Raw genomic sequence first — 26,400 nt, 5'->3', positions numbered from 1 at the left:
GATCGCCGAGGTGCCCCCTGTCAGCCCCGGGTCACCACCGGCCGCGGTGCACGACGTCCTCCAGCGGCTTGCGGCGCCGGCGCGTCGGGGAGCCCTTCGCACCGCCGTCGGCCGGGTGACCCACCGCGACCACGCCGGTCGGGACCCAGGCGTCGGGGATGCCGAACGCCTCCCGGAACGCCGGGGTCTCGCCCGCCCCGACGCCGAAGAAGCAGGCACCGAGGCCCTCGTCGACCGCCGTCTGGAGCATGAGCAGCGACGCCATGCCCGCGTCGACGTGCCAGTACGGCACCGGCCAGCGCGCCTCGTCACGGTCGGTCCAGCCCTTGTCCGCCTCGGCGTACCTGCCGACGTAGGCGTCCTTCGAGCACAGCGCCACGACCAGCACCGGGGCGGTGCGCATGCCCGCGAGCCAGGCGGACATGTCGCGCTCGGACGTGACGGGCGTCGCCGCCGACCAGAACCGCTCGCGGTCCTCCTGCTCCGCCAGGACGAGGAACGACCAGCCCTGCGAGAACCCCGCGCTGGGCGCACGCACCGCGTTGCGCACCAGCCGGTCCACCGTCTCCGGCGGCACGGGCTCGTCCGTGAACCGCCGCACCATCCGCCGTCTGCGCACCACGTCCTGGAACTCCACGCACCCATCCTGCCCGGCCTGGGCCCGGCGCCCTGCCCGGACGCCGGACACGGCGTCAGAGACGTTCGGCGATGACCTCCACGAGCGCCTTGCCCTGGGTGCCCTCGAGCTGCACGGCCTGGGTGCGGCAGGAGAAGCCGTCGGCGACGTACTGGGTGCCCGGCTCGGCCTCCCGCAGGGCGGGCAGCAGCGCGTTCTCGGCCACGGCGACGGACACGTCGTAGTGGCCCTTCTGCATGCCGAAGTTGCCCGCGAGCCCGCAGCACCCGGCGAGCACCTTGATCTCGGCCCCGGCGGCGCGCAGCAGCGCCTCGTCGGCGGAGAAGCCCATCACCGCGTGCTGGTGGCAGTGCGGCTGCACGACGGCGGTGAGGTCCGACAGGTCGGGGATCGACCAGCCGGTCCCGGCCGCGGGCGCCGTCTCGGGCGAGGTGAGGAGCTCGGCGAGCGTCTTCGTGGCCCCGGCCACGGCTGCGGCGCGCGGGTCGTCGGGGAACAGGTCGAGGAGGTCGGAGCGCAGCACCGCCGTGCAGGACGGCTCCAGCCCGAGGATCGGGATGCCGTTCACCGCGTACGGGCCCAGCACGGACAGCAGCGACGACAGCCGCCGCCGGGCGCCGTCGAGCTGACCCGTGGAGATCCAGGTGAGCCCGCAGCACGCCTGCTGGCTCGGCACGACGACGTCGTACCCCGCCGCCGCGAGCACCTTCACCGCCGCCTGGGGCACGGACGGCGCCAGGGCGTCGCTGAAGGAGTCGGCCCACAGCACGACCTTCGGGCGGTCCTGCGTCATCGGTCGCCCGGGACGGCCCCCGACGGCGAGGCCGGGCACGCCGTGCGTCGCGTGCCCGCGGCGCCACCAGGTGCGGAACGGGATCTCGGCGAACCGCGGCACCTGGCGCCGCGTGTCCATGCCACCCGCCCAGAGCACGGCCTTCGCGATCCACGGCACGCCCAGCACCTTGTTGACGAACCGCGGCATGCCGCCCGCGAGCCGGGCCCAGCGCGGCAGCCAGCCGAGCGCGTAGTGGTCCACCGGGCGGAGCTTCCCCTTGTAGGTGCGGTGCAGCACCTCGGACTTGTACTGCGCCATGTCGACGCCCGCCGGGCAGTCCGACGAGCAGGCCTTGCAGCTCAGGCACAGGTCCAGGGACTCGTGCACCTCGGGCGCCGTCAGGCCGCCGACGAGGGTGCCGTTCAGGGCCTCCTGCAGCACGCGGGCGCGCCCGCGGGTGACGTCCTTCTCGTCCTTCGTCGCCTGGTAGCTCGGGCACATGAACCCGCCCGACGCCTGGTTGTCGGCGCGGCACTTGCCCACGCCCACGCACCGGTGCACCGCCGTCGTGAGGTCGTGGTGGTCGTGCGCGAACGCGAAGCCCGCGTGCCCGGTCTTCTTGGCGACGCCGCGCAGCGGCCCCTCGCCGACCAGGCCCCGGTCACCCACCGGCAGCGTCGAGAGCACGGGCCGCGCGGCGGGGCGGCGCAGGTCCGCGTCCACCGCCGCCGGGCGCACGACGATCCCCGGGTTGAGCAGGTCGTGGGGGTCGAACAACGCCTTGAAGCGCTCCATGAGCCGGATCGCCTCGGGCGAGTACATGAGCGGCAGCAGCTCGGAGCGCGCGCGGCCGTCGCCGTGCTCTCCGGACAGCGACCCGCCGTGGGAGGCCACGAGCCGCGCCGCGTCCATCATGAAGGTGCGCAGCACCGACCCCGACGTCTCCATCGGGATGTCGATCCGCAGGTGCACGCACCCATCTCCGAAGTGCCCGTAGGGCAGCCCGTCCACGCCGTAGCGCGCCATGAGGTCGTCGAGGTCGCGCAGGTACATGCCGAGCTTCTCGGGCGGGACGGCGGAGTCCTCCCAGCCGGGCCAGGCCTGCTCCCCGGCGGGGGTGCGGCCCGCGAGCCCCGCACCGTCGGCGCGGATCTGCCACATCTTGGTGGCGTCCGGCCCCGCGGGCAGCACCAGCGACGACAGCGCGGACGACGCGTCCACGACCGCCTGCGCCCGCTCGGTCGCCTCGTCCTGGGACGCGCCGCCGACCTCGATCATGAGCCAGCCGGCGCCTTCGGGCAGCGCGGGCACGGCGGCCTCGCCCTTGGCCCGGCGCACGACGTCGACCAGCCGCGCGTCGAGACCCTCGATGGCGAGCGGCTGGTGCCAGAGCAGCGCGGGGACGTCGTCGGCCGCCGAGGGCATGTCGGCGTAGCCGAGGACGACGAGCGTGGGCGCGCTCGGCACCGGGACCATGCGCACGGTGGCGCCGAGCACCGTCACGCACGTGCCCTCCGTGCCCACGAGCGCCTTCGCGAGGTCGGACCCGTTCTCCGGGAGCAGGTGCTCCAGCGAGTACCCGGACACCTGGCGGCCGAACCGGCCGAACTGGGTGCGGATGAGCGCGAGGTTCTCCCGGACCAGCTCCGCCAGCCCGGGCACGTCGGCGAACGTCGGGTCGCCGCGCCCCGCGGTGAAGCGTCGCCCGCGCCCGTCGACGACGTCGAGGGCCACCACGTTGTCCGCGGTGCGGCCGTAGGCGACGGCGTGCGGCCCGCACGCGTTGTTGCCGATCATGCCGCCGAGCGTCGCGCGGTTCTGGGTGGACGGGTCGGGGCCGAAGCGCAGCCCGGCGCCGGCGGCGGCGCGCTGCAGGCTGGACATCACGGTGCCGGGCTCCACGGTCGCCGTCCCGGCCTCGGCGTCGACCTCGATCACCTCGGTCAGGTGCCGCGAGAAGTCGAGCACGACGCCCGTGCCGACGGCGTTGCCCGCCACGGAGGTGCCTCCGCCGCGGGACGTCACGGGGATCTTGAGCTCGCGCAGCACCTCGAGCGCGCGCACCGCGTCGGCGGTGCTGCGAGGGAAGGCCACGGCGTCGGGCAGCACGCGGTAGTTGGACGCGTCGGTCGAGTACTCGGCCCGACGGCGCGCGCTCGCGTCCACCTCGCCCGCGACGACGGTCCGCAGCGCGGTCACCACGGCCTGGCGCGCCTGCGCGGCGGCCCGGTCCGCCTCGGCCAGGACCTCCTGACGCCGGAGGGCCTCCTGCTCCGGCGTGGCGGGGCCCGCGGAGGGGACGTTGCGGTTCTCGTCGATCTCAGCCGGCACGTGGGCGATTGTCGCATCAGTGGGCCGGGGCCCGCCGGACCGTCCCGGGCGCGGCCCCTCCCCGGCCGGCAGCGCGCCGCCGCCCCCGGTCACCTGGTGGTGCGGGGCCTTCGGAGTCTCGACCTCCGCCCCGGGTCCCGCCCCTGGTCCCGCCCCGGTCATCACGCCGGTCGGCGCGACGGTCACCGCGCGCGGTGACGTCGAGTTGGTTAGCGTCGGGATCGTGCGAGTCGTCGTGGTGGGTGCCAGCGGAAACGTCGGGACGGCCGTGCTCCGTGCCCTCGCGCACGAGCCGGCGGTCACCTCGGTCGTCGGGGTGGCCCGGCGCGTTCCCCGGGCCGACGGGTCGAGCACCGTGACCTTCCCCCACGACACGGCCGAGTGGGTCCGCGTCGACCTCACGTCACCCTCCACCGTCGTCGAGCCCGCCCTCGACACCGCGGTCGCGGGCGCCGACGCCGTCGTGCACCTCGCCTGGGCCGCGCCGCGGACGCGCGACCCGGACGCCGAGCGGCGGCTCAACGTGCGCGGCACGCGCGCCGTGGCCGAGGCCGTGGTGCGCAACCACGTGCCGCACCTGGTCTTCGGGTCGACGTCGGGCGTCTACTCGCCCGGGCCCGCGGACGGCGCACCGGTGGACGAGTCGTGGCCCACCGACGGCGTGCCGACCTCCACGTACTCGACCCAGAAGTCCGCCGTCGAGCGGCTCCTCGACAGCCTGGAGCAGACGCACCCTCGCCTCGTCGTCACCCGCATGCGCCCGTCGCTGATGTTCCAGCGCGACGCCGGGGCCGAGCTCGCCCGCTACTTCCTGGGCCCGCTCGGGACCTGGGGGCTGCGGCAGCTGGCCAAGAGGGCGCCGGACGGCGTGCTGCTGCCCGTGACGCCCGCGATCGACGGGCTGCGGCTCCAGGTGCTGCACACGGACGACGCGGCCCAGGCGTACCGCACGGCGATCGTCGGCCGGCACCCGGGCGCCTTCAACCTCGCCCCGGACGGCTGGCTCGACGGCGACGGCCTCGCCCGCGCGCTGTCCGGCGGTCGTTCCGTGCCGGTGCGGCCGGAGCTGGTGCGCACCGGGCTGTCGGTGGCGTCCCGGTTGCGCCTGGTCCCCATCGACGTCGGCTGGTTCGACATGGCCCGCGCCGACGTGGTGCTCGACGCCTCCCGAGCCCGCGAGCTGCTGCGCTGGCGGCCCACCCACGACCCCGCCGACGTGCTGCGCGAGACCGTCGAGGGCGTCCTCGCCGGGACGGGGGCCGGGTCCCCGCCCCTCCTGGCCGGCTAGCGCCCGCTCCGCGCGCCACGCGGGGCCGCCGTCCGGTCGGACGGCGGCCCCGCGTCGTGCTCGGGAACGGGTGAGTCAGCCCTCGAAGGTCACGTCCAGCGTGATCTCCGCGACGCCGGCGAGCGCCTTCGAGACGGGGCAGGCGGCCTTGGCGGCCTCGGCGGCGGCCCGGTAGCCGTCAGCGTCGATGCCGGCGGCCGCGCCGACGACGGTCAGCGCGATCTTCGAGATCTCGAACCCGCCGCCCGCGGCGGGGCTCAGCGTCACGTCGGCGCTCACGTCGGTCGAGCCGGGCGTCCCGCCGGCGTTCGCGACCTCGAGCGAGAACGCCATCGCGAAGCACGACGAGTGCGCTGCCGCGACGAGCTCCTCCGGGCTGGTGACGCCCTCGGCGTCGTCCGCGGCACGACGGGGGAACGAGACGTCGAACGTGCCCGCGCCGGAGGACGTGAGCGCGATCTGGCCCGAGCCCTCCTGCAGGGAGCCGTTCCAGGCAGTGCGTGCGGTACGAGTGGGCATCGAAGCTCTCCTTCATGCTGCGGGACAGGTCATCACGACCGTAACCCCTAACGCGCGGCGGAGTAGTCCACGGCCTCGTCCGCCACCGCGAGCACGGACCACACGGTGCCGTCGGCGTCGGAGAGCTCGTAGGCCGGCGCGACCGTCGTCGTGCCGCCCTCCTCGTGCTGCAGGGCGAGACCGAGCCGGGCAGTCACGATCTCGACGTCCGACACGGGCCACCGCACCGGGTCGCCCACCTGCGGCGGCGCGGGGGGCGTGGTGGGGGCGGTCGGCTCGGCCCAGGGCTCGAGGGACGCCCCGTCGTCGGCGAACCGCGACGGCCACGCCGAGCCGGAGTACCGCGGGTCGCCCAGCCGCTCGACCGCCTCGGCGGGGCTGACGACCGGGTAGTCGCCGAGGTCGACCGTCTCCGCCAGGAAGCCGTCCAGCCACGCGACGCCCTTCGGCGCCACCGTGGCGCTCCACTGGGCGCCGGTGCGCTTGCCGTCGATCACCTGGTGGGCGGTCACCCAGCGGGCTGGGTCGTCGGGCGCCTGCTCCTCGACGACGATCTCGAACCCGCCCGGGTCCGTCCCGAGGCGCTCCATGACGTCGCGCAGCGCGGACGTCGCGGCGTCCTCGGAGACGGCCTTGCCGGACGGCGTGCACGCCTCGCCCTCCGCCAGCGAGTCCGACCCCTCGCGCGGATCCTCGCCAGAGCTGGTCTCGACCTGCTCGCAGCGCCACGGGTCCGCGGCCGGGTCGTTGTAGCCGAACGTCGCCGTGCCGTCGACGGACACCCAGACGCTCGGGCCGCTGCCGTCCGGCGAGCCGACCGCCCACGACCCGTAGTCCCACCGGGGCTCGCCCTCCGCCCCGAGCGCCTCGGCGACGCGCGCCACGCCCTCGCGGGTGGCGGCCCGGGACGCGTCGAACCCGTAGGCGGCGGCGCTCCCCCGCTCCCCCGACAACCCGTCGGCGCGGAACAGCGCGCGTCCCGACGAGTACCAGCTCGGCATCGTGGAGTCGCCGGCGGTGGACGACGCCGAGTCCGCGGCACCCTCCTGCTCCGTCGCGGGGCCGGCGCCGCCGCTGTCCTCCCCGCCGCGGGCGCCACCACCGAGCACGACGGCCGCCTCGGCGTGGCCCGCCGCGTCCGCCGCCCCCGGCGCCTGGGTCCCCGAGCCCAGCAGGTAGCCCCCGCCGCCCACGGCGACGACCCCGGCGACGCACGCCGCCGCCAGCCACGGCAGCCGCTGCCGCCGCACGGCGTGCACTCGCCCGGGCTTCGTCCCGGCCGGCGCCGCCCCGTCGAGGACGCCGTCGGGCACACCGTCGCGTCCGGGCTCGGACCTACCGCCAGCCCCGCCGTCGCCGGCCGCGGCCCCGACGCCGTGACCGGCCCCGAGACCGGCCCCGAGACCGGCCCCGTCCTCGGCGCGTAGCGCGTCGACCTTCGCCCGCAGCACGCCCTCGCGCGGTGTCGTCCCGGCCGCCGGGTCGGCCGCCTCGAGGCGGGCGAACGCCTCGTCGTCGTCCCCCGCGCGATCCCGCCCCGTGCGCTCGTCCTCGTTCATCTCGACCTCCCCGACAACCCGTTGCTGGCTGCTCGTTCCGACTGCCGGACCCGGCTGTCCGCCGGCGGCCGCTCGTTCGCTGCTGCTGGCGGTCACCCACGTGCTGACCGCCCCTACCAAGCCTGTGTGCTCACCCCGCGTCGGCTTGCGCGCCGTCCTGCCCGTCCCAGGCGGAGCGCAGCCGCGCCCGCGCGCGCGAGAGCGCGGCGTCCGCTCCACCACGCGACACCCCGAGCACCTGCGCCAGGTCGTCCGGGGCGAGGCCGTCCCACGCGACGAGGAGCAGGATCCGGCGGTCCCGCGCCGAGAGCCGGCCGAGGACGGCGCGCACCTGGTCGTCGTCGACGGCGAGCGCCGCCGGGTCGACGTCGTCGGGCACGTCGGGCACGACGGCGACCGGCGTCGCCCGGGCCTTGCGCCGGTGGTTCGCCAGCACGAAGCCCGCCGTCCGGTACAGCCACGGCAGCTCGGCACCGCGCGGCACGTCCGCCCGACGGCGCCACGCGGTGGCGAGGACGTCGGCGGCGAGGTCCTCGGCGTCCACGGCGCCCGCCGGCAGCCGTCGCACCAGGTAGCGGTGCACCGCCGTTGCGTGCGCGGCGAACAGCGCGTCGAACCACGCGCCGTCGGCCGTGTGCCCGTCGCGTGCCGCGTCGTCGCGGCCGATCGGGTCCTGTGGGCTCACCGGGCCTCCTGCGGTCCTGAGCTCGGGCTGGGTGCCAGCCCGTTCGTACCGCATGTGTCGTGGGCGGCTTCCACCTTGCACCGGCGGGGCACCGGATCGAGGCCGGCCCCGCATCCGCCCGGCCTCGTGCTCGACACCCCGATCCTCGCCCCGGCGCACCCCGTCTGCCGTCGGCCGACGTCGGCCGACGTCGGCACGGCGGACACCAGCCCAGAGATCACCCGCACATTCATCCCGTCACGGCGCCCGGCAGCACCTACGGTGCGGGAATGAGCGTCGACACAGACCCCGAGAGGACCCGCGCAGGCGGGGACCCGACGGCGGACGCCCCCGTCCCCGCGGCGCGCCGTCGTCACGTGGGGCGCTGGGTCGTCCTCGTGCTGTGCGCCGTGATCGTCGCGGTGCTCGTGGCCGCGGTGCTCCTCGTGCGCGACGCCATGGTGGCCCGGGACGCGCTGTCACGCGCCGCGACCCAGGTCCCCGCCGTCGAGCAGGAGCTGCGGGCCGCCGTCGACCCCGGGGCGGTCGCCGACGACGCCGCGCCTGCCGTCGACCTCGCCGCCTCGCCTGCGCTCACGGAGCTCGCCCGGCAGACGGCGACGGCCCGCGCCGCGACCGACGGCCCGCTGTGGTGGCTGGCGGCGCGGGTCCCCGGCGTGGGGCCGTCCGCCGCGGCGGCCACCGACGTCGCGGTGGTGCTGGACCAGGTCACGGACGACGTGCTGCCCCCGCTCGCCTCCGTCGCCGACGCCGTGTCGGGCCTGGAGCGCACCGACGACGGGGCCTTCGACCTGACGCCCCTGCAGGACGCGGCGCCGCGGATGGCGGTCGCGCACGACACCGTCACCGACGCCCTGGCCCGCCTGGAAGGCATCGATCCCGACGCCCTCCTGCCCGAGCTGGCGGAGCCCGTCTCGACGCTGCGCGACCGCGTGACCGACCTCGCCGGCGTCGTCGCGACGGCGGACCGTGCCACGACCCTCCTGCCGACCATGCTCGGGGCGGACGGCCCCCGCACCTACCTGCTCCTCAGCCTCAACCCGGCGGAGCTCCGCGCCGGCGGCGGCATCCCCGGCTCGCTCGTGCTCCTGCGCACCGACGCGGGCGCGATCGAGGTGGTCCGGCAGGTCTCGACCGCCGCCGTCGGTCCGTTCGACGCGCCGGTGCTGCCCCTGCACCCGGACGACGACGCGGCGTACACCGCCCGCCTCGGCACCTTCGTCCAGGACGTCACCGCGACCCCCGACTTCCCGACGTCCGCCCGACTCGCGGCCGAGATGTGGGAGCGGTCGCAGGGCGAGCGGGTGGACGGCGTCGTCGCCACCGACCCGGTCGCGGTGTCGTACCTGCTTGCCGGGACGGGGCCCGTCACGGTGCCGGTCTCGCCCCAGGTCGCGGAGGAGCTGGGCCGTGACGCCGTCGAGGTGAGCGCCGAGAACGCCGTCGACATCCTGCTGCGTCGCACCTACGACGTGCTCGACCCCGCGACGGCGGACGTGTTCTACGCCGACGTGGCGGCCACCGTCCTGGCGAGCGTCACGTCGTCCGAGGCCACGCCCGCGGCGATCCTCGCGGGCTTCGAGCACGCCGCGGACGAGCACCGGCTGCGGGTCTGGTCCGCGGACGAGACCGAGCAGGCCGAGTTCGACGGGACCCAGCTCGCCGGGGCGTTCGCCTCCACCCCGCGCGCCGCGGACGCCGTGGGCGTCTTCCTCACGGACCACGTCGCGGGCAAGATGTCGGCCTACCTCGACGCGTCGCTGAGCCAGGTGGGGTCCGAGTGCACCGCCGACGGCCGCGTCGACACCCTCGAGCTGCGGCTCGCCTCGAACGCTCCGGCCGACGCCGCCACTTCTCTGCCCTGGTACGTCGCGGGCCTGCCCGGCAAGAAGTCGGAGCCCGGCACGATCCGGCTCGGTGTGACCGTGGCCGGCGCCCGGGGCGCGGACGTGGCGCGCCTGGAGCGTGACGGTGCACCCTTCGGCGGCGAGACGCGCACCACCCACGACCGCGCGACGGTCTCTGCCACCGTCGTGCTGGCGCCGGGCGAGGAGACCACCCTGCGCCTGGCGGTCCCCGCCGCCGGCACGTCGAGCGCCGGGTCCACGCCGTCCGGACACCTCGAGGTGTGGACGACCCCCACCGCCACGATGCCCGGCCTGCACGACCTCGAGGTCCCCACCTGCGGCTGACGACCGCGCCGGGACGGCGCCGGGACGGGTGCTCGGGGCGCGGGTGAAACCCGCGCCCACCAGTCCTTTCACCCGGGTGAGACGGGGGCTGCTCGCCTACCGCGCCGCTAGCGTGAACGCGCAGGGGGACGTACCACCGCTGCTCGCACCGCAGACCCGAGGAGATCACGATGGCTACCGCCGTACGCACCCTGCCCCGCGCCGTGACGGCGCTCGGGCTCGGCCTGGCCATGGGTGTCGCGGGTGCCTCCGCAGCCACCGCCGACGCGTCACCGAGCCCCAGTGTCACGGGCTACCCGGAGCCGGAGGAGCCGTCGCTGACGGCGGAGATGTTCCAGCCGATCTGTGACGGCGACGTGCCGTACCTGCTGTACCGGCTGACGGCCACCGGCACCGACAGCAGCACCGCGACGATCACCTGGATCAACCCGTCCGGCGACGACGTCGTCCTGACCGACCAGCCGCTGTCGGGCCGCGTCCTGTGGCCCGGGGCCGTGGTCGGCGCCGACGGCAGCCCCCTCGACTGGCCGGGCTGGAGCCTCGTGGACGGCGAGTGGGTCGAGGGTGACGAGTTCGACTGGGTGCGCCCCCAGGTCGACGTGAAGTTCGAGGTCAACCCCGAGCTCACGGCCACCGCGGCCTACCCGCCGTCGTCCCCGAGCTGCGCGACCAACCCGCCCGGCGAGACACCGTCGACCCCCGGCGCCCCGGCGCCCGGGAGCGAGCCGGCACCCGGCGCCGTCCCCGCCGCCCAGCCGACAAGCTCCGGGTTCCTGCCGCAGACCGGGGCCGAGGTGGGGCTGCTCGCCGCCGTCGCGGCCGGCCTGGTCGCCGTCGGCGCGGGCATCACGGTCCTCGTGCGCCGTCGACGCACCACCGGCTGACGGCTCACCGAGCAACCCTCCGGCCGAGCCCGCCGGGACCACCAGGTCCCGGCGGGCTCGGCCGTGCGGTCAGCAGGCGCCTTCGTCCGCCCAGACGCCCCACTCGCCGGTGGTGCCGGGCTCCTCGCCCGTCGTCCACCACTTCGCGCGCCACTCGTGGCCCTCGTGCGAGACGACGTTGCCGCCGGTGTACACCGCGCCCGCGTCCCAGGCCGCGACCGCGCAGTCACCCGGGTCCGGCGTCGGCTCGGTCGGGTCCGGCGTCGGGTCGGTCGGGTCCGGCGTCGGGTCGGTCGGGTCGGGGGTGGGCTCGCCCGGGTCGACCGGGCCGGGAGTCCCCGTGAAGAGGCCGGCCTCCACGGCGTCGAGCAGCTCGCCCGGCTCGTCACCGGACAGGTCCCACCACATCGCCCCGCCGAGCCCCTGGGACCGGATGTACGCGGACTTCTGCGTCACCGTCTGCGGGGTGTCGAGGCTCCACCACCTGGTGCCGTCGTAGCGCCAGGCGGCGCCGACGGCCGCGTCGTAGGTGCCGGTCCCGACGGACTTCAGGACGTCGTAGTCCTCGATGCCCGCCTCGTACGTGGCGGGCGCCGCGCCGGTGGCGGGACCCCACGGCGCCGCCTGGGTGGCACCCGTCCAGCCGCGGCCGTACATCGCCATGCCGAGGCCGAGCTGTGCCGGGTCGATCCCCGCGCCCACGTACTCCTGGACGGCCTTGTCGACGCTGAACTGGCGGGCCGCCGGGCGGGGGTCGGCCGGGTCGTCGTAGAGGTTGATCTGGTGGCCGGTGAGCGTGGCGTCCCAGGCACCGTGCAGGTCGTAGCCCTGGACGTTGCCGTAGTCCAGGGAGTCGAAGATCGCCGGGTCGTTCCAGCCGCCCGCCGCGATGTCGTCCGGGTTCGCCGGCAGGAACGCCGACAGCAGGTAGTCCTCGCCCGTCGTGGCACCGTAGGCGTCGAGCTGCTCACGGAACTCGGCGAGGAGGAGCTTGAAGTTGCGCGCGTCGTTCGCCTGGTCGACGTGGTTGCCCTCGGCGCCGTTGAGCGACCCGGGCCACTCCCAGTCGATGTCGAAGCCGTCGAACACCCCGGCCGCCGCTCCCGCGCCGCCGCGCCCGTCGATGACGGGCAGGTTCCCCTTGATGTACAGGTCGATGCAGGAGCTGACGAACGCCTGGCGCGACGCGTCGGTGGCGGCGGCCCGGGAGAAGTTCTTGGACCAGGTCCAGCCGCCGAGGGACAGCATGACCTTGAGGTGCGGGTAGGCGTCCTTGAGCTGCTTGAGCTGGTTGAACGACCCCGCCATCGGCTGGTCCCACGTGTCGGCGACGCCGGCGACGCTCGTGGCCGCCGTGTAGGACATGCCGTAGTCGGCCCACGCGTCACCGGCCCCGTCGGAGCCGTTCGGCCCGCTGCCCTGCGCCTTGTTGGCCTCGAAGCAGGTGAGCGTCTGGTGGTGGATGTTGCCGAACGCGTAGTTGATGTGGGTGAGCTGCTCGGCGGCGCCCGAGTCCACCAGGTCCTTGACCTGGAAGCCCCGCCCGTACACGCCCCACTGCGTGAAGTAGCCGACGTTGCGGTAGCCGTTGATCGAGCTGTCCCCGGGGTTGGTCGCCTCGGCCGCCGACGCGCTCTGCGTGGCCGCGACCGCTCCGACGGCTCCCGTGACGGCGACGGCGAGCGCGGCGAGCCCCGCGACGAGCCGTCGTCGCCGGGGCCGGCGTGCGGACTGGGTGTGCTGGTCCATCGAACTTCCTCCCTGACCTTGCGCGGATGGGTCCGTGGGGGCGGGCCCCACGGGGATCAGGGCGCGACCGCCGGCCGCCCAGGGCGGGTCGTTCGACGGTGAACGCTCTATGGCCAAAAGTAAGGAAGCCTTCCTTTTATGGCATCCGCAATGTCCACAGGATCCGCCGCGCGGCGCGGTGCGGGCGTAGGTGTTTCCCCGTACTCCGCCGGGCCGGACGCCGTCAGCCGGGTGGCGTCAGGCCGCGCCGCGCAGCGCCAGGACGGTGAGCTCCGCGCGCGAGCCCACCCCGAGCTTGCGGTACACCCGGCCCAGGTGGACCTCGACGGTCCGCACGGACACGGAGAGCCGCCCCGCCACCTGCTTGTTGGCCAGCCCCTGGGCGACGAGCCGGGCGACGTCGAGCTCACGCGCCGTCAGCAGGTCCGCCCACCTCGACCACACGTCGACGACGGCGGCCGCGCCGTTCGTCCCCGTCGCCTGGACGGCGCAGCTCACCAGGACGCCCGACGGCGGGCCGGGTGCCGTCGTCGGTTCCTCGCCGTCGAGCCCGGTGTCGCTCTTCTCGCCGCGGTCGAGGTGACCGGCACGGCTGGTCCGGTCGGCACGGTCGGCACGGTCGGCACGGTCGGCACGGTCGTTGCGGTCGCGGTCGGCAGGGTCGTCTCGATCGGCACGGTCGCGCCGTTCGGCCCGGTCGTCCCGGGACGAGCGGGCAGCGCCGCCCGGCCGGCAGCCTGCCGCGCAGGCGGCCGCGGCGGCGGGGTGCACCGCCGGGCCCACCGACTCCAGGATCACCGCCAGACCGCCCTGCACCCCGCCGCAGGACCGCGCGATCGCCGCCGCCAGCCCACCGACGACCGGCGCCACGGGCAGCCGGTCCGCGGCATCGTCGAGCACCCGCCGCGCCTGCTCCGCGGCACCCGAGCGCAGCAGCACCAACGCCTGCACGACCCGCAGGTGTGCCTCCGCCAGCGGCGAGAGCGCGTCGCGCGACGTCGTCCACGCCTCCTCGTCGCGCGCCGGGGCCGTGGTCACGACCGCTCGTGCCAGGACGGCGTCCGCGTCCCGGGGGTGCGTCTCGAGCCGCGCGAGCGCGTCCACGACGGCGACCAGCGCCGACCGGTCCACGTCCGAGACCGCGGCCCGGGCCACGGGCACGACGAGCCGGGCGAGCCGCATCCCCGGCGCGTCGGCGTCGCCGCCCCCGGCCGGCGCGTCGTCGCTCTCCGCGCCATCACGGCGAGCCGCGTCCTCGGGCCGGTTGCTGCGGGGCCCAGGGCCTCTGACACCACTCTGGCCGGCGCCCCGCGTCGAGCCCGGGCGGTCCTCCCCTGGACCGGGCGTTCCAGCGGTCGGGCCGGCGGTCGCGCCGACGGCCGACCGGGCGCTCGAGCCGGCCGTCGGCCCACCGCACCCGACCAGCGCACGAACGGCGTCCTCGGCGCGCTCGGCGTCGGCGCGGACCGCCTCGACGCCGGTGCTCGCCACCCGCTCCAGCCAGTGGTCGGCGTCCGCCAGGTGCCCGGAGAACAACGCCGCCTGCCCGGCGACGAGGAAGGCCTCGGCACGGTCCTCTCCCGCGCCGTGGCTCGCCGCCTCGCGGGCGATCGCGTGCGCCGTGACGGCGGCGCCGCGCCTCAGCATCGCGCGGGCGTCGTCGACCAGCCCTCCGCACAGGGCCGGGTCCCCGGCCAGGGTGGCCAGCGCGGTGTGCCAGCGAGCGCCCCGCTCCTCGCCCGACCGCACGAGCTCCGCGGCGAGCGCGGCATGGACCGCCGTCCGCCCGGCGAGATCCGCGTCCTCGTGCACGACGGCGCGCACGCGCGGGTCCACGCAGCGGAACCGCCCGTCCGCGAGCTCGAGGCGGTCCACGAGCGGCGAGGCGAGCAGCCGGTCCACCGCGGCACCGGTGGCGCCGAGCAGCACGTCCACCCGGTCCAGCACCAGCACGGCGGCGGCGAGCAGGATGCGCCGGCCCTCGTCGTCGAGCGCGGCCACCTGGGCGCTGACGGCGGCCCGCACGGCCGGCGTCGGGGGCAGCGGGTCGGGCAGCATCGACACGCCCGCGAGCTGCGCCCGGGTCAGCACGGCCAGCGTCTGGGCGAGCGCCTCGCGGTCGGCGCCGACGCGTCCGGCGACGTGACACACCACCTGCGGCGCGACGGCCGCGGCCAGCGTCCGGTCGGCGGACGGGGTGAAGCTGTCGCGGAACGAGGTCATCGTCGCCCTCCTGTCTCGCGCCGGGCTCGGGCGTCCCGGGCGCTCAGGTCTGCCGCCGTCGTCGTCGACGGATCGCGAACCCACAGGTCAGCGATTTGTCAGGCCTCCAACAGAATAGTCACGGGCCCGTCGTTGACCAGCTCGACCGCCATGTCGGCACCGAACCTGCCGGTGGCGACCTCGAGCCCCCGGCCGCGAAGGTCCGCGACGACGGCGTCGACCAGGGGCTCCGCGACCGGCCGGGGTGCCGCCGCGTTCCAGGTGGGCCGCCGGCCCTTGCGCGCGTCCCCGTAGAGGGTGAACTGGCTGACCACGAGCACCGGCGCGCCGGCGTCGAGCACGGAGCGCTCGTCGCGCAGGATCCGCAGCTCGGCGATCTTGCGCGCGATGGTGGCGACCTCGGCCGCGCCGTCCGCGTGGGTCGCCCCCACGAGGGCGAGCACGCCCGGCCGGTCGATGGCTCCCACGACCTCGCCGTCGACCGTGACCCTCGCGCGCGTCACACGCTGCAGGACCGCCTTCACCGGTCGCCCTCGCCGGACGGATCGCGCGGGAGCCCTGAGGCACCCGTGCCCGCCTGGCCGTCGGTGCCGCCCGGGCCCGCCCGGAACGCCGCCCGCACGCTGCCCACCTGGAGGCCGCCGCCCAGCACCGGCGTCTGGCCCACCGCGGCGAGCGCCGCGGCGTCCGCGCCCGGGACGTGGGCGGCGCCGGCCAGCGCCAGCGCCGCGGCGAGCACCGCCGGCCGAGGCCGGGGAGCGCCGTCCAGCACCTTGAACGCGACCGCGGAGCCGTCGGGCAGGCCGGCCGCGCACACGCCGTCCGCGCCGATCTTCGCGATCACGCCGGGCACCGCCGTCATGACCAGCGTGTCCTCACGGCCACGCCCGGCGACCATCTCCGGATGCGCCGCCATCGCCCTGGCCACCCGCCCGGCGGCGTCCGCCGGGTCGCCCTCGGCGTCCGCGCCCGCCGCCGCGAGCGCGCCGAACGAGCGCGCGAGCCCCAGGACCGACGTCGAGAACAGCGGCGCCCCGCAGCCGTCCACCGTGACGTGCAGCCCGGCCGGGCCGTCCCCGGTGAGCTCCAGGACGGCGTCCCGCACGGCGCGCTGCAGCGGGTGGTCGCGGTCCAGGTACGACGCGGTGTCCCACCCGGCGGCGACGCACGTGGCGAGCATGGCGGCGTGCTTGCCCGAGCAGTTCTGGCTCAGTCGCTCCGGGCCGTGCCCGGCGAGCTGCCAGGCCACGGCCTCGTCCGCGTCGTACGGCAGGTCCGGGGTGTTGCGCAGGTCCGAGACGTCGAGCCCCGCACGGGCGAGGATCTCTCGCACGCCCGCGAGGTGCTCGGGCGCACCGCTGTGGCTGGCGGCTCCGAGCGCGAGCAGGCGGTCCGGCAGGTCGAGCCCCGCGCGCAGCATGGCCACGGCCTGCAGCGGCTTGACCGTCGAGCGCGGCCAGATCGTCGTCGCCGGGTCGCCGAGGGCCAGGCGGACCTCGCCCGCGGCGTCGAGCACCACGAGGTGGCCCAGGTGCACGGACTCCACGAGGTCGCCGCGCACCACCTCGGCGAGCGGCACCGCACCGCGCGCGACGTCGGTCTCGGCCTCGGAAGCGAGCGTGCCCGGCTGCGGCGTCGCCTCCGGCGTCACGTCACCACCCACCCGTCGGCCCCTGGGGACGGCCCTTGCCCGTGCCGTACGGGGCGATGCGCGGCCGGACGTCGACCCAGTAGATGATCGCCGGCGCCGTCGCGATGACGTTGAAGAACGAGCCGGACGTCAGGTACGTCGGCGGCAGGCCGAGGAACCCGATCAGGGCCGCGACACCCAGGATGATCAGCCAGATCTTCTTGGCGAGCTTGCCCTCGGCGACGTACGCGGACGCGGGGCGGCGCGCGGCGTCGACGAGGGCCACGAGCTGCACGACGAACACCACGACGGCGAGGACGGCGAGGACAAGGAGCTGCAGGGATCCGAGCACGAGGGCGAGCCTACGGGAGGACGCGCAGCCCGCGGGAGCGCGCGCCGCCCGCGACGCCCGCGTCCCACGCCGCGACGACGGTGTCGTCGTGCGCGAGCGCGAGGGCGCTCGCCACGTGCAGCGCGTCCGCGCCGCGCAGAGGCACCGGGCAGGTCGCGATGAGGTCCGCCGCATCGGCGGAGACCTGCGGCGACACCTCGAGGATCGCGATCGCGGGCCACAGCTCGTCCCAGCGTCCGACCCCGCGGCGGCGAGTCAGCGGGTCGATCACGCCCGCCCGCTCCCCCGCGGCGAGCGCCGCCCGGACCTCCGTGTCCGAGACGCGTGACGTAACGACCAGGTCCGCGCGGTTCCACAGGGCCGCGGCGAGTTCGGAGCCCTGCTCCGGCACACACAGCTTCACCAGGGCGCTGGCGTCGAGGTAGACGAGGGCCATCGTGCTCCGTCCGTCGGTTCCGGTGGGTCGTCCGGTGGTCGTGCTGTGCCGCTCTGTGCCGCTCTGTGCCGCGTCGTACCGTCCTGCGCCGTCTGGCGCCGTCCTCGGCGGGCGGAGGACGCGACCGTCAGCGGCGGATGCGTCGCACCAGGTCGGACATGAGCGACGGCGACCTGGCGCCCGCGCGGGCGGCGGCCGCCGTGGGGACGCCGTCGGGTACGGACTGGGACGGTCGCTCCGTCGTGGCCGGCGTCAGCAGGCCGTCACGCACCAGGCCGGAGACCAGGTCCGCCGTCTGGACGCCGGTGAGGCGCGCGACGGGGACGCCCCGATCGGTGATGACCACCTCCTCGCCCGCGCGCGCCCGCTCGATCCACGACTTCAGCTCGGCGCGCAGCGCGCTGACGGCGACCTCCATGACGCCAGACCGTACCGCCCCTCCCCCATCGCCGTCTGCCCCCCGTCTCGCCCCCGCCGTCCTTTGCCGGAGCGCGTGCTCGACGACGGACGCGGTGCGCGTCGTCGGCGAGCCCTGTCAGCCCCTGCCAGCCCCTGTCAGCCCTCGTCAGCCCTTGTCGTCGGGCGCGGCCGTCGTCCTCGGCTTCTCCCCGAACAGCATCCGGGCGAGCAGCAGCATGAAGACGATCCAGCCGGCGACCAGCGCGAGCCACGACCAGGCCCAGCCCGCGGTGGTCCCGACCACCACGCACGCGACGAACGCCGACACCCAGATCACCGCGGTGAAGATCCCGAACCGGGCTGCGGCCTCCGGGTCACGGTCGAAGCGGTCGCCGACCACCCCGTGCTCCCGGGAGACCTCCCGGAACCAGGCCTTCTTGCGGTTCGTCTGCGTGACGCCGAGACCGACGAACAGGACCACGCCGGGGACGACGAAGACGCCGGCGACGAGGTACATCCACGAGGGGAACGCCTCCAGGAGGGTGAACAGGGCCAGCAGCAGGCCGAGCACGGAGAGCCCCGTCGCCAGGTAGTAGCCGCCCGCACGCGGGGAGGGCACCGGGTGGTTCGTCGTCGTCTCCTGCGAGAGGGAGAACCCGACGATGAAGCCGGCCGCGCTGGCAGCCGTCACCAGCAGGGCGACGACGACGATCGCCGGCAGCGTGAGGATCCTCGCCGCGCCAAGTCCCGCGAGGGCGAGCGCCGCGACGACGACCAGCGCGCCGAGCACCACGCCCACCACGAAGCCGGGCTTCGGTCGCACCCTGTTCGCGAGCATGGCCTGCGCCGTGGACGCGTACCGGGCTGCCGCGGCCGGCCGGCCTCCGGGCGTGGCCGTGGCGTCGGTCGACGACGGCGCCCCGGCGGCCTCCGCCACGAGCGCGCTCACATCACCGAGCTCGTCGAATGCCTGGTGCGCGGCGTCGGACGGCGACACCCCGGACGCCTCGATCTCGGCAGCGCGGGCCTCGAGGTTCGCGCGGATCTCCTCCTTGAGGTCCTGGACCTCAGGGGTGAGGTCGACGCCGGCGAAGGCGTCGTCGAGCAAGCGGTGGACGGTGGTCATCTCGCGGTGTCCTTGTCTGTGCGCAGAAGGGCGTCGATCACGTCCCGGGTGGCGACCCACGCCGCGACGTTGCGAGCGAAGACCGCCCGACCTGCGTCCGTGAGCCGGTAGTACTTGCGGCGTCCGCCCTGGGACTCGTCGCCCCAGTAGGCCTCGACCAGCCCGTCCTTGGTCAGGCGGCGGTACGTCGCGTAGAGCGTGGCCTCCTTGATCTCGTGCGCGCCGCCGGTCGCGTCGCGGATCGCCTTGTAGATCTCGAAGCCGTAGCGGTCCCCGCGACGCAACGTCGCGAGCACGATCGTGTCGGTGTGGCCACGCAGCAGATCGGCGGAGAACGCGTCTCCCGCCGTCGAGCTCTCATCGCGCTGCATCACACCAAGTACTGTATCTCATCAACTACTAGACGACAACGCCTCCCGACGCGGCTGCATCTGCTCCGCCGAGCCAGGGTGAGGGGCGGCTACATCTCCGGGAGGGCCGCGCGGGCCTGCTCCGGCGTCATCCCTGCTGCCTCGAGGGTGTCGACGACGGGCGAGCGCAGCAGGAGCACGAGGGACTGCACCTGCCAGTACCCCTCGCCGATCACGCGCGGGTCGACGTCGGCCGCGAGGGCGGAGAGCGTCTCCCGCGCCCGCGCGGGGTCGATGCCGGCGCCGAGCGCGCTGGCCAGCAGCCGGACGCCGACCGCGTACCGGTCCACCAGGTCGGCGACGGGATGGTGCGCCGGCTCGGTACCGACGGCGGGCAGCTCACCGGTGGGGGCGCCGTCGTCGTCCAGCAGCCCGAGCGAGCGCAGCGCCGCGGGCGACCGGCGGGCGAGCACGCGCACTCCGCGCATCGCCCGGTCGACCAGCACGGCCTGGGACGCGAGCCTCGTGAGCTCCTCGCGGTGCACCCGGTTCACGCTCACCCGGGCGATCTCGCGCGACTTGCGGGCGAGCTCCCGCCAGTCGGTGAGCGCCGTCTCGGCTCCGCGGCCGCGCACGAGGGCGCCCGCGATGTCGTCCACGTCGGCGTCGCGCAGCCCGCGGGCGACCAGCTCGAGCACGGACGCCAGCTCGTCCGTCGCGTCCCCGGCGAGCTTGCGCAGCCGGCGCCGCGGGTCCCCGGGGGTGAGCAGCGCCACCAGGAGCGCGACGGCGCCACCGGTCAGGGCGTCGGTCCACCGGCCCCAGACCCCGCCCTGGGTGACGGCGACGGGCAGGCCCACCACGACGATCGCCTGGACCCCCGCCTGGGTGGCGAGCAGCGCCCCGCGGTCGACGAACCTCGCGAGCAGCGCGGAGACCGCCATGACGACGGACAGCTGCCACCAGCCCGACCCGATCAGGTGCACCAGGAGGTCGCCGAGCCCGACGCCGAGCGCGACGCCCACGGCGACCTCGGCGACGCGACGCAGGTCGCGGTCGAAGCTGAACCCCAGGCACACCCAGGCGGCGACGGCCGCGAAGAACGGCTGCGGGTGCCCCAGCAGCAGGATCGCGATGCCGTACGCGACCCCGGCCGCCAGCGACGCCTGGACGACCGGCCAGAAGGAGGCGTGCACCCGCCGCCAGCCCTGGCGCAGGCGGACGCGGCGCCGCATGGTGCGCAGCGCCGCGCGGGCGAGCTCGCCCGCGGGACGGGCCGACGGCTCGTCGCTCACGGGCGCCCGGTCACAGCAGGCTCTGCGGGGCTTGCGGCCCGCGCGGCGTCAGGCCCCGCGCGAGGGGCCCGTGGGCCTCGGGACGGTCGGCCGAGACACCGTCACCGGGCATCACGACCTCCTGGGCGGCGGCCACGGCGAGCGGCTGCCCGCTCACGTCGCCGACCACGGTGAGCTCGGCGTCCTCCGGCACGGACCGCTTGACGACGGCGAGCGCCACCGGCCCCAGCTCGTGGTGCCGCGCGACGGTGGTCACCGACCCGACGGCCTTGCCGTCGGCCCCGCCGAGCCGCACCTCGGCACCGGCCTCGGGGACGACGTGCTGGGAGCCGTCCAGGTGCAGCATGACGAGCCGCCGCGGCGGGCGGCCCAGGTTGTGCACCCGTGCGATGGTCTCCTGGCCCCGGTAGCAGCCCTTGTGCAGGTGGACGGCGGTGCGGAGCCAGTCGAGCTCGTGCGGGACGCTGCGGTGGTCGACCTCGTGCGCGAGCCGGGGTCGCCAGGCCTCGACACGGAGCGCCTCGGCCGCCCAGGTGCCGGCGAGCCGCCAGCCGGCCGCCTCACGCTCGGCGACGGCCTCCGCGAGGCCCTCGCGCGGCACCAGCACGAGCCGCCAGGGCCGGTCGGCCCCCGGGTGCTCCGTCTCCGGCGGGCCGTACCGCGTGCCGCCTGCGGCGACGCGCGGCCAGCTGTCCCACCACGTCACGGGCTCGCCGTCGGCGCCCTCGGCCGCGACGGGCTCGCCGAGCGCGGCGTACTGCGCTGAGACGTCCTCGATCTCGACCCGCATCATGAACTTCATGCGGTCGAGCCAGGCGGCGAGCGGCGCGGCGTGGTCGGTCTCGGTGATCAGCCAGGTGGCCTCGCCGTCGTCGACGACGCCCGCCGCGTGCTCGACGTGGCCCTGCGGCGACAGCACGAACAGCTCGGTGGACGTGCGCGGCGCCAGCGCCTGCAGGTCCTGGGACGTGATCGAGTGCAGCCAGGAGAGCCGGTCCGGCCCGGCGACGCGGACGACGCCCAGGTGGGACTGGTCGACGACGGCGCCGCCGCGCGTCAGCGCGCGCTGCTCACCCACCGGGTCCCCGTAGTGCCAGGCGACCCCGGCGTCCGCGCCGGTGGCGGCCACGGCTCCGTGCCGTGCGAGCAGCGGGCTGTCCATCAGGTCTCCCCCTCGGGCGTCGGTGTCTGCGTTGTCGGTGGCCGGTGGGCCGGTGGGCCGGTCGTCGGTGCGGGAGGTCGGGCCGGCGGGCTCAGCCGTCGGTGACCCGGTCCAGCTTCGCGGAGGCGTACGACCCGAGCGGGTGCCCGAACGCCGCGAGCTCCTCGACCCACATGAGCTGGCCCTCGACCAGGCCGTACAGGCGCTTGGCGGCGGTGACCTCGGCGGCGGTGGAGGTGCGCGCCACGAAGTCCGTGGCCAGGTCGACACGACCGTTGCCCGCCACGCCGAGGAACAGCGAGAGACGTCCGGAGGCGTCGGTCAGCAGCACCTCGAGCGCGTGGCGGTCCGCCTCGAGGCCTTCGGGACGCTCGCTGGACACGCGCCAGAAGCCGGTCTCGGTCGACCACACCGTGTCGGGCTCGCCGGTATCGGGGCCGTCCTCGGCCTCGCCGTCCGCCGCGGCGGCGGAGCTCACCCGCAGCGTCGAGGTGACGCGCAGGTAGGGGCCGCCGTCGTGGTCGAACTCCAGGTCGTGGACGAACGGCGTCTGGGTGATGCCGGGGTACTCGATGACGCCTTCGCCTCGCCAGCGGCCCACGAGCCAGGCGAGGGGGTACACCTCGGGCGCGAGGCCCTCCGGAAAGGCGAAGGCCATCAGCGCTGACCCTGGAAGAGCTTGTAGACGACGTACCCGGCGAACCAGACGATCGTGATCGACACGACGACGAGCAGGCCGGTGAACACTGCCTCGAGGGCTTCGATAGACATGCGCCGATCCTACCCAGCCGGCCGCGATCGGTAGGGTCGATCGACATGACCTCCTCTGCCGCCGGCCACGCCTCGCGCTCGCTCGTGATCAAGACCACCTCCGGGCTGGACCGGCCGGAGGCCGCCAACCAGGCCCTCACGGTCGCCGCGTCCGCCGCGGCGGCGGGCGTCGAGGTGAGCCTGTGGCTGACGGGCGAGGCCGCCTGGTTCGCGGTGCCGGGCCGCGCGGCCGAGCTCGCCCTGGACCACGCCGCCCCCGTACCTGACCTGCTCGACGCCGTGCTGGCCGGCGGGACGGTGACCCTGTGCACGCAGTGCGCGGCCCGGCGTCAGATCACCGCCGACGACGTCCTGCCGGGCGTGCGGATCGCGGGTGCGGCCGTGTTCACCGAGGAGATCCTGCGCCCGCAGGCCCAGGCCGTCGTGTACTGACCCCTGGGTGCGGTCCGTCCGGGACCCAGGGGCACCGGGGCTCGGGGTGAATTCCCCGTGACGGACGACACGGCGGTTCTGTTGCCGGGCGTCGCAGGTTGAATGTTGAACTAGATGGCGCCCACGGCACCCGTGGACATCCCCCCACGACCCGGAGGCCCGCCATGACTTCGCCCACCCGGACCTGGAACGACCTCGTCATCCCGGCCGCAGGCACCTACACCCTCGACGAGGCGCACAAGCGGCTCGGATTCCTGGCGATGCACATGATGGTCAGCCCCGTGCGGGGCGAGTTCAGCTCCGGGAGCGCCACCATCCACGTCGGCGAGGACCCGCTGACCTCCTGGGTCACCGCGACGCTCGAGACCGCGTCGATCACCACCCACCACCCCGACCGCGACGCCCACCTGAGCAGCCCGGACTTCCTGGACGTCGAGAACCACCCGACGATCGACTTCCGCAGCACCGGGATCGAGTGGCGCACCGAGGTGGACCCGATCTTCTCGTGGGCCCGGCTCAAGGGCCACGGCCCCGGGCGGTCCGCCGGGTTCAGCCAGCAGGCGGCGACGACGTCCGCCAAGTTCGTGCTCCACGGCGAGCTGACGATCCGCGGCATCACGCACCCGATCGCGCTCGACGCCGAGTTCGGCGGGGCGGGCCGCGACCCCTACGGGCGGGACATCTTCGGGTTCAACGCGACGGCGGACTTCGAGCGCGAGAAGTTCGGGCTGCTGTGGAACGTCGCGCTCGAGGCCGGTGGCGTGCTCGTGGCCAAGACCGTGCGCATCGAGCTGGCCGGGGAGGCCATCCGCGAGGTCTGACCCTCGGATCAGGCCAGGACGAGCCGCCCGACGGCGAAGACCAGGATGCCGCTCACCGCGACCGGGACGGCGATCGCCGAGAGCGTCGGGAGCCGCCCGGCGAGCGCAGGCTGCCGCTCGAACAGCAGCCGCAGGACCGCCGCGACCAGGCCGGTCACCACACCGGCGACCGCACCGGTGACGAGGTCCACCGACGGCACGACCGTCGCGGCGCCCGCCGCGGCGGCGCCACCGAGCACCACGCCCACCAGGGAGCCGGCCCAGCCGCGAGCCACCGGCAGCGCTGCGACGGCCGACGCGACGGCGAGCCCGACGGCGCTGGTCACGACCAGGTCGGCCCCCGCCTCCGTACGCCCCGCGGCCACCCACCCGGCGCTCGCCACCGCGACCACCACGCCGGTGACGGTGCCGCTCACCGACTCGACGAGACGCGCCCGCCCGCCCCGGCGCAGCATCTCCGCGACGAACGCCAGCACGAGCGCCATCGCGATGACCACCGGCAGGTGGCGAAGCACGGGCTCGCCGCGCGTCGCGTACGCCACGGCGACCCCGCCGAGCCCGGCGATGGCCACGACGACGGTCGTGCCGCCGCGGGCGGGCAGCCGCAGCAGCGGGGCCCAACCGAGGGCCAGCAGGATCACGAGGGCGCCGGCGACGGCAGTCAGCGGCTCGGTCCCGAAGTAGGCGGCAACCGCCACGGCGGCGGACAGCGCAGACGTCGCGACGGCTCGGGTGGTCACACGGGTCGGCACGGGCACGTCGTCGAGTGTCCCAGAGACTTCGTCGCACTCCGAGCCGAGCCAGGGCGCAACACCCCCGATGCCTGAGGGATGTCCGCCACACGAGACGGCAACGAGCGATTCACACGTTGGTAACACCGTTCGGGGCAGACTTCGGGCAGGGACGGTACGGCGCAAGGTACTTTGACAACGCACCGGATGGTTCGCCCGCCGGGCGGACGCCCCGTCGATCGGGAGGAGGGGCGATGGCCGAGCTGTTGATCCTCACGCCCGGAACCGGTGGCTCCGTCGAGGTGCTGCCCGCGCTCGGCCTGCTCAGCCACAAGGTCCGCGTGCTGCCGATGGAGCCGTCCGCCCTGGTCGACGCCCCGGACTCCGACGTCGTGCTGCTCGACGCCCGCCGTGACCTCGTCGCCGCCCGCACCACCTGCCGGCTGCTGCACGCGACCGGCCTGACCGTCCCGCTCGTGCTGGTGCTCACCGAGGGCGGCCTCACCGTCGTCACCCACGAGTGGGGCGCGGACGACCTCCTGCTCGTCACGGCGTCCCCGGCCGAGGTCGAGGCACGGCTGCGGCTCGTCATCGAGCGCTCCGCGCACGGGGTCGCCGACGACGGCCCGGAGGAGATCGCCGCGGGCGAGCTGACGATCGACGCCGGCGGGTACACGGCCCGGCTCCGCGGGCGTCCCATCGACCTCACGTACAAGGAGTTCGAGCTGCTCAAGTACCTGGTGCAGCACCCGGGCCGCGTCTTCACCCGCGCCCAGCTGCTCCAGGAGGTCTGGGGCTACGACTACTACGGCGGCACCCGCACCGTGGACGTCCACGTGCGGCGGCTGCGCGCCAAGCTCGGCCCCGAGCACGAGCAGCTCATCGGCACCGTCCGCAACGTCGGGTACCGGTTCGACCCGCCCAAGGAGCCCCGCGCGGGCGAGGAGGGCGCCGGCCACGACACGGCCGGAGAGCCACCGCCCGTCGTGCAGACGTCCAGGGGCACCGCGGACGCCCGCACGACCACGTCCCGCTAGCCGTTCCGTGAACTCGGCCGTCGAGCAGGTAGGTTCGACCGGATGACCGCGATGTCGGACTCCAGCGACTTCTCCAGCGCCCTCGTGGACGGGCCCTGGCGGCACGAGCTCGTGCCCGCGAACGGCGCGCGCTTCCACGTGGCCCTGGCCGGCCCGGAGCGGCCCACGGTCGGCGGCCGGCCGCTGGTCCTGCTCCTGCACGGGTACCCGCAGTTCTGGTGGGCCTGGCGGCACCAGGTCACGGCGCTCGCCGACGCCGGGTACCGGGTCGCCGCGATGGACCTGCGGGGGGTCGGCGCGTCCGACAAGCCGCCGTCGGGCTACGACGTGCCGACCAGCACCCGGGATGTCGCGGGCGTGGTGCGCTCGCTGGGCCACGACCGGGCGGTCGTCGTCGGGCACGGCAGCGGCGGGACGATCGCGTGGTCGATGGCGCGCCTCCAGCCGGCCGTCACGGCCGGGGTCGCCGCGTTCGCGTCGCCGCACCCTGCGCGACTGCACGTCTCGGGGAGCCGGCTCCTCACCGGCCCGGCCCGCCGCGCCCTGACCTTCTACCAGCTCCCCACGCTGCCCGAGCGACGGCTCGTCGACGGCGACCTCGTGGCCCGGGTGCTCGCCGCCGGGGGCGGCGGGGCGTTCCCGTCGGACGACGCCGAGCTGTACCGCACGGTGATGCGCATCCCCTTCGCCGCGCACACCGTCATGGAGTCGCTGCGCTGGCTGGTGCGCTCCACGCCCCGGCCCGACGGACGGCGCTACCTGACCGCGATCCGGCAGCCGATCGGCGTGCCGGTGCTCCAGGTGCACGGCAGCGCCGACCCCTTCCTGCGCCCGGAGTACGCCGGGGTGGACGGCGGGGCGCTCGCACGGGACTTCCGCCTGGAGACGGTGGACGGCGCCGGGCACTTCCTGCCGGAGCAGGCCGCGGACGACGTCTCCACGCTGCTGCTCGACTGGCTGCCCCGCACCGCCACGGACGCCTCCTAGCCTCCGGGGCCTCTAGCCTCGTGGGCCTC

Annotated in this window: 25 protein-coding genes; 7 read left to right on the top strand and 18 right to left on the bottom strand. The window is 75.5% G+C overall.

All coding sequences use genetic code 11. The features are described 5' to 3' along the window. Positions 1–31 precede the first annotated feature (31 nt). Positions 32–637 carry a nitroreductase family protein gene (locus tag LEP48_RS13795; protein ID WP_225566169.1) on the bottom strand — a complete coding sequence of 202 codons (606 nt, stop codon included), beginning with the start codon at positions 635–637 and terminating at the stop codon, positions 32–34. Positions 638–692: 55 nt separating this feature from the next. Then, complete coding sequence (locus tag LEP48_RS13790; protein ID WP_225566192.1) at positions 693–3,656, bottom strand: FAD-binding and (Fe-S)-binding domain-containing protein; 2,964 nt, start codon at positions 3,654–3,656, stop codon at positions 693–695. Between the two features lie 310 nt (positions 3,657–3,966). Here LEP48_RS13790 and LEP48_RS13785 point away from each other — a divergent pair, with 310 nt between their 5' ends. Then, positions 3,967–5,031: an NAD-dependent epimerase/dehydratase family protein gene (locus LEP48_RS13785; RefSeq protein WP_225566168.1), complete on the top strand. Its 1,065-nt coding sequence runs from the start codon at positions 3,967–3,969 to the stop codon at positions 5,029–5,031. A gap of 75 nt (positions 5,032–5,106) precedes the next feature. On the opposite strand, the gene LEP48_RS13780 is transcribed toward LEP48_RS13785, so the two are convergent. From LEP48_RS13780 to LEP48_RS13770, 3 genes are all read right to left on the bottom strand, one after another. After that, on the bottom strand, positions 5,107–5,550 hold the full coding sequence (locus tag LEP48_RS13780) for an OsmC family peroxiredoxin (RefSeq protein WP_225566167.1): 444 nt from the start codon (positions 5,548–5,550) through the stop codon (positions 5,107–5,109). A 47-nt stretch (positions 5,551–5,597) separates the two neighbouring features. Then, on the bottom strand, positions 5,598–7,109 hold the full coding sequence (locus LEP48_RS13775; RefSeq protein WP_225566166.1) for a hypothetical protein: 1,512 nt from the start codon (positions 7,107–7,109) through the stop codon (positions 5,598–5,600). Positions 7,110–7,239: 130 nt separating this feature from the next. Further along, a complete protein-coding gene (locus LEP48_RS13770; RefSeq protein WP_225566165.1) occupies positions 7,240–7,794 on the bottom strand; it encodes an RNA polymerase sigma factor in 555 nt (184 codons plus the stop codon). A 269-nt stretch (positions 7,795–8,063) separates the two neighbouring features. Here LEP48_RS13770 and LEP48_RS13765 point away from each other — a divergent pair, with 269 nt between their 5' ends. Together LEP48_RS13765 and LEP48_RS13760 are read left to right on the top strand one after the other, a co-directional pair. Beyond that, positions 8,064–9,986 carry a DUF4012 domain-containing protein gene (locus tag LEP48_RS13765; RefSeq protein ID WP_225566164.1) on the top strand — a complete coding sequence of 641 codons (1,923 nt, stop codon included), beginning with the start codon at positions 8,064–8,066 and terminating at the stop codon, positions 9,984–9,986. A gap of 170 nt (positions 9,987–10,156) precedes the next feature. Next, the gene (locus tag LEP48_RS13760) at positions 10,157–10,870 is read left to right on the top strand and encodes an LPXTG cell wall anchor domain-containing protein (RefSeq protein ID WP_225566163.1); all 714 of its coding nucleotides are present in this window, start codon (positions 10,157–10,159) and stop codon (positions 10,868–10,870) included. A gap of 69 nt (positions 10,871–10,939) precedes the next feature. Here LEP48_RS13760 and LEP48_RS13755 read toward each other — a convergent pair whose 3' ends face one another. From LEP48_RS13755 to LEP48_RS13700, 12 genes are all read right to left on the bottom strand, one after another. Beyond that, positions 10,940–12,619, bottom strand: a complete 1,680-nt coding sequence (locus tag LEP48_RS13755; protein ID WP_225566162.1) for a glycosyl hydrolase family 18 protein — start codon at positions 12,617–12,619, stop codon at positions 10,940–10,942. 237 nt (positions 12,620–12,856) lie between these two features. Then, the gene (locus LEP48_RS13750) at positions 12,857–14,842 is read right to left on the bottom strand and encodes a helix-turn-helix domain-containing protein (protein ID WP_225566161.1); all 1,986 of its coding nucleotides are present in this window, start codon (positions 14,840–14,842) and stop codon (positions 12,857–12,859) included. A 98-nt stretch (positions 14,843–14,940) separates the two neighbouring features. Continuing rightward, positions 14,941–15,366, bottom strand: a complete 426-nt coding sequence (gene dtd, locus LEP48_RS13745; protein ID WP_225566160.1) for a D-aminoacyl-tRNA deacylase — start codon at positions 15,364–15,366, stop codon at positions 14,941–14,943. Beyond that, positions 15,363–16,493, bottom strand: a complete 1,131-nt coding sequence (locus LEP48_RS13740) for an asparaginase (protein WP_225566159.1) — start codon at positions 16,491–16,493, stop codon at positions 15,363–15,365. The genes dtd and LEP48_RS13740 overlap by 4 nt, the downstream gene beginning before the upstream one ends. Before the next feature lies 1 nt (position 16,494). Further along, entirely contained in the window at positions 16,495–16,824 is a 330-nt protein-coding gene (locus tag LEP48_RS13735) for a DUF2516 family protein (protein WP_225566158.1), read from the bottom strand. Between the two features lie 10 nt (positions 16,825–16,834). Continuing rightward, a complete protein-coding gene (locus tag LEP48_RS13730) occupies positions 16,835–17,260 on the bottom strand; it encodes a type II toxin-antitoxin system VapC family toxin (protein ID WP_225566157.1) in 426 nt (141 codons plus the stop codon). Between the two features lie 127 nt (positions 17,261–17,387). Then, positions 17,388–17,678, bottom strand: coding sequence for a type II toxin-antitoxin system Phd/YefM family antitoxin (locus LEP48_RS13725; RefSeq protein ID WP_225566156.1), 291 nt, complete (start codon positions 17,676–17,678; stop codon positions 17,388–17,390). Positions 17,679–17,825: 147 nt separating this feature from the next. Continuing rightward, positions 17,826–18,785 carry a permease prefix domain 1-containing protein gene (locus LEP48_RS13720; RefSeq protein WP_225566155.1) on the bottom strand — a complete coding sequence of 320 codons (960 nt, stop codon included), beginning with the start codon at positions 18,783–18,785 and terminating at the stop codon, positions 17,826–17,828. After that, on the bottom strand, positions 18,782–19,156 hold the full coding sequence (locus LEP48_RS13715) for a PadR family transcriptional regulator (protein WP_225566191.1): 375 nt from the start codon (positions 19,154–19,156) through the stop codon (positions 18,782–18,784). The genes LEP48_RS13720 and LEP48_RS13715 overlap by 4 nt, the downstream gene beginning before the upstream one ends. Before the next feature lie 89 nt (positions 19,157–19,245). After that, entirely contained in the window at positions 19,246–20,430 is a 1,185-nt protein-coding gene (locus tag LEP48_RS13710) for an FUSC family protein (RefSeq protein WP_225566154.1), read from the bottom strand. A 10-nt stretch (positions 20,431–20,440) separates the two neighbouring features. Further along, the gene (gene ygfZ / locus LEP48_RS13705) at positions 20,441–21,592 is read right to left on the bottom strand and encodes a CAF17-like 4Fe-4S cluster assembly/insertion protein YgfZ (protein ID WP_225566153.1); all 1,152 of its coding nucleotides are present in this window, start codon (positions 21,590–21,592) and stop codon (positions 20,441–20,443) included. Between the two features lie 91 nt (positions 21,593–21,683). Beyond that, the gene (locus LEP48_RS13700; RefSeq protein WP_225566152.1) at positions 21,684–22,250 is read right to left on the bottom strand and encodes a heme-binding beta-barrel domain-containing protein; all 567 of its coding nucleotides are present in this window, start codon (positions 22,248–22,250) and stop codon (positions 21,684–21,686) included. A gap of 158 nt (positions 22,251–22,408) precedes the next feature. Between LEP48_RS13700 and LEP48_RS13695 the strand changes: the two genes are divergently transcribed. Further along, positions 22,409–22,795 carry a DsrE family protein gene (locus LEP48_RS13695; protein ID WP_225566151.1) on the top strand — a complete coding sequence of 129 codons (387 nt, stop codon included), beginning with the start codon at positions 22,409–22,411 and terminating at the stop codon, positions 22,793–22,795. Between the two features lie 164 nt (positions 22,796–22,959). Further along, positions 22,960–23,616 (top strand): YceI family protein, encoded by a 657-nt coding sequence (locus LEP48_RS13690; RefSeq protein WP_225566150.1) that lies wholly within the window; start codon positions 22,960–22,962, stop codon positions 23,614–23,616. Between the two features lie 8 nt (positions 23,617–23,624). Here LEP48_RS13690 and LEP48_RS13685 read toward each other — a convergent pair whose 3' ends face one another. Then, positions 23,625–24,374 (bottom strand): hypothetical protein, encoded by a 750-nt coding sequence (locus LEP48_RS13685; protein ID WP_225566149.1) that lies wholly within the window; start codon positions 24,372–24,374, stop codon positions 23,625–23,627. A gap of 227 nt (positions 24,375–24,601) precedes the next feature. On the opposite strand from LEP48_RS13685, the gene LEP48_RS13680 reads away from it, so the two are divergent. Both LEP48_RS13680 and LEP48_RS13675 read left to right on the top strand, forming a co-directional pair. Continuing rightward, the gene (locus LEP48_RS13680) at positions 24,602–25,384 is read left to right on the top strand and encodes a winged helix-turn-helix transcriptional regulator (protein WP_225566148.1); all 783 of its coding nucleotides are present in this window, start codon (positions 24,602–24,604) and stop codon (positions 25,382–25,384) included. A gap of 42 nt (positions 25,385–25,426) precedes the next feature. Further along, on the top strand, positions 25,427–26,371 hold the full coding sequence (locus LEP48_RS13675) for an alpha/beta fold hydrolase (protein ID WP_225566147.1): 945 nt from the start codon (positions 25,427–25,429) through the stop codon (positions 26,369–26,371). Positions 26,372–26,400 lie beyond the last annotated feature (29 nt).

This window comes from Isoptericola luteus (genome assembly GCF_020297055.1).
Lineage (GTDB): Bacteria > Actinomycetota > Actinomycetes > Actinomycetales > Cellulomonadaceae > Isoptericola > Isoptericola luteus.
Note: the sequence above shows the minus strand (reverse complement) of the source record. Positions and strands in the feature narration are given on the sequence as shown.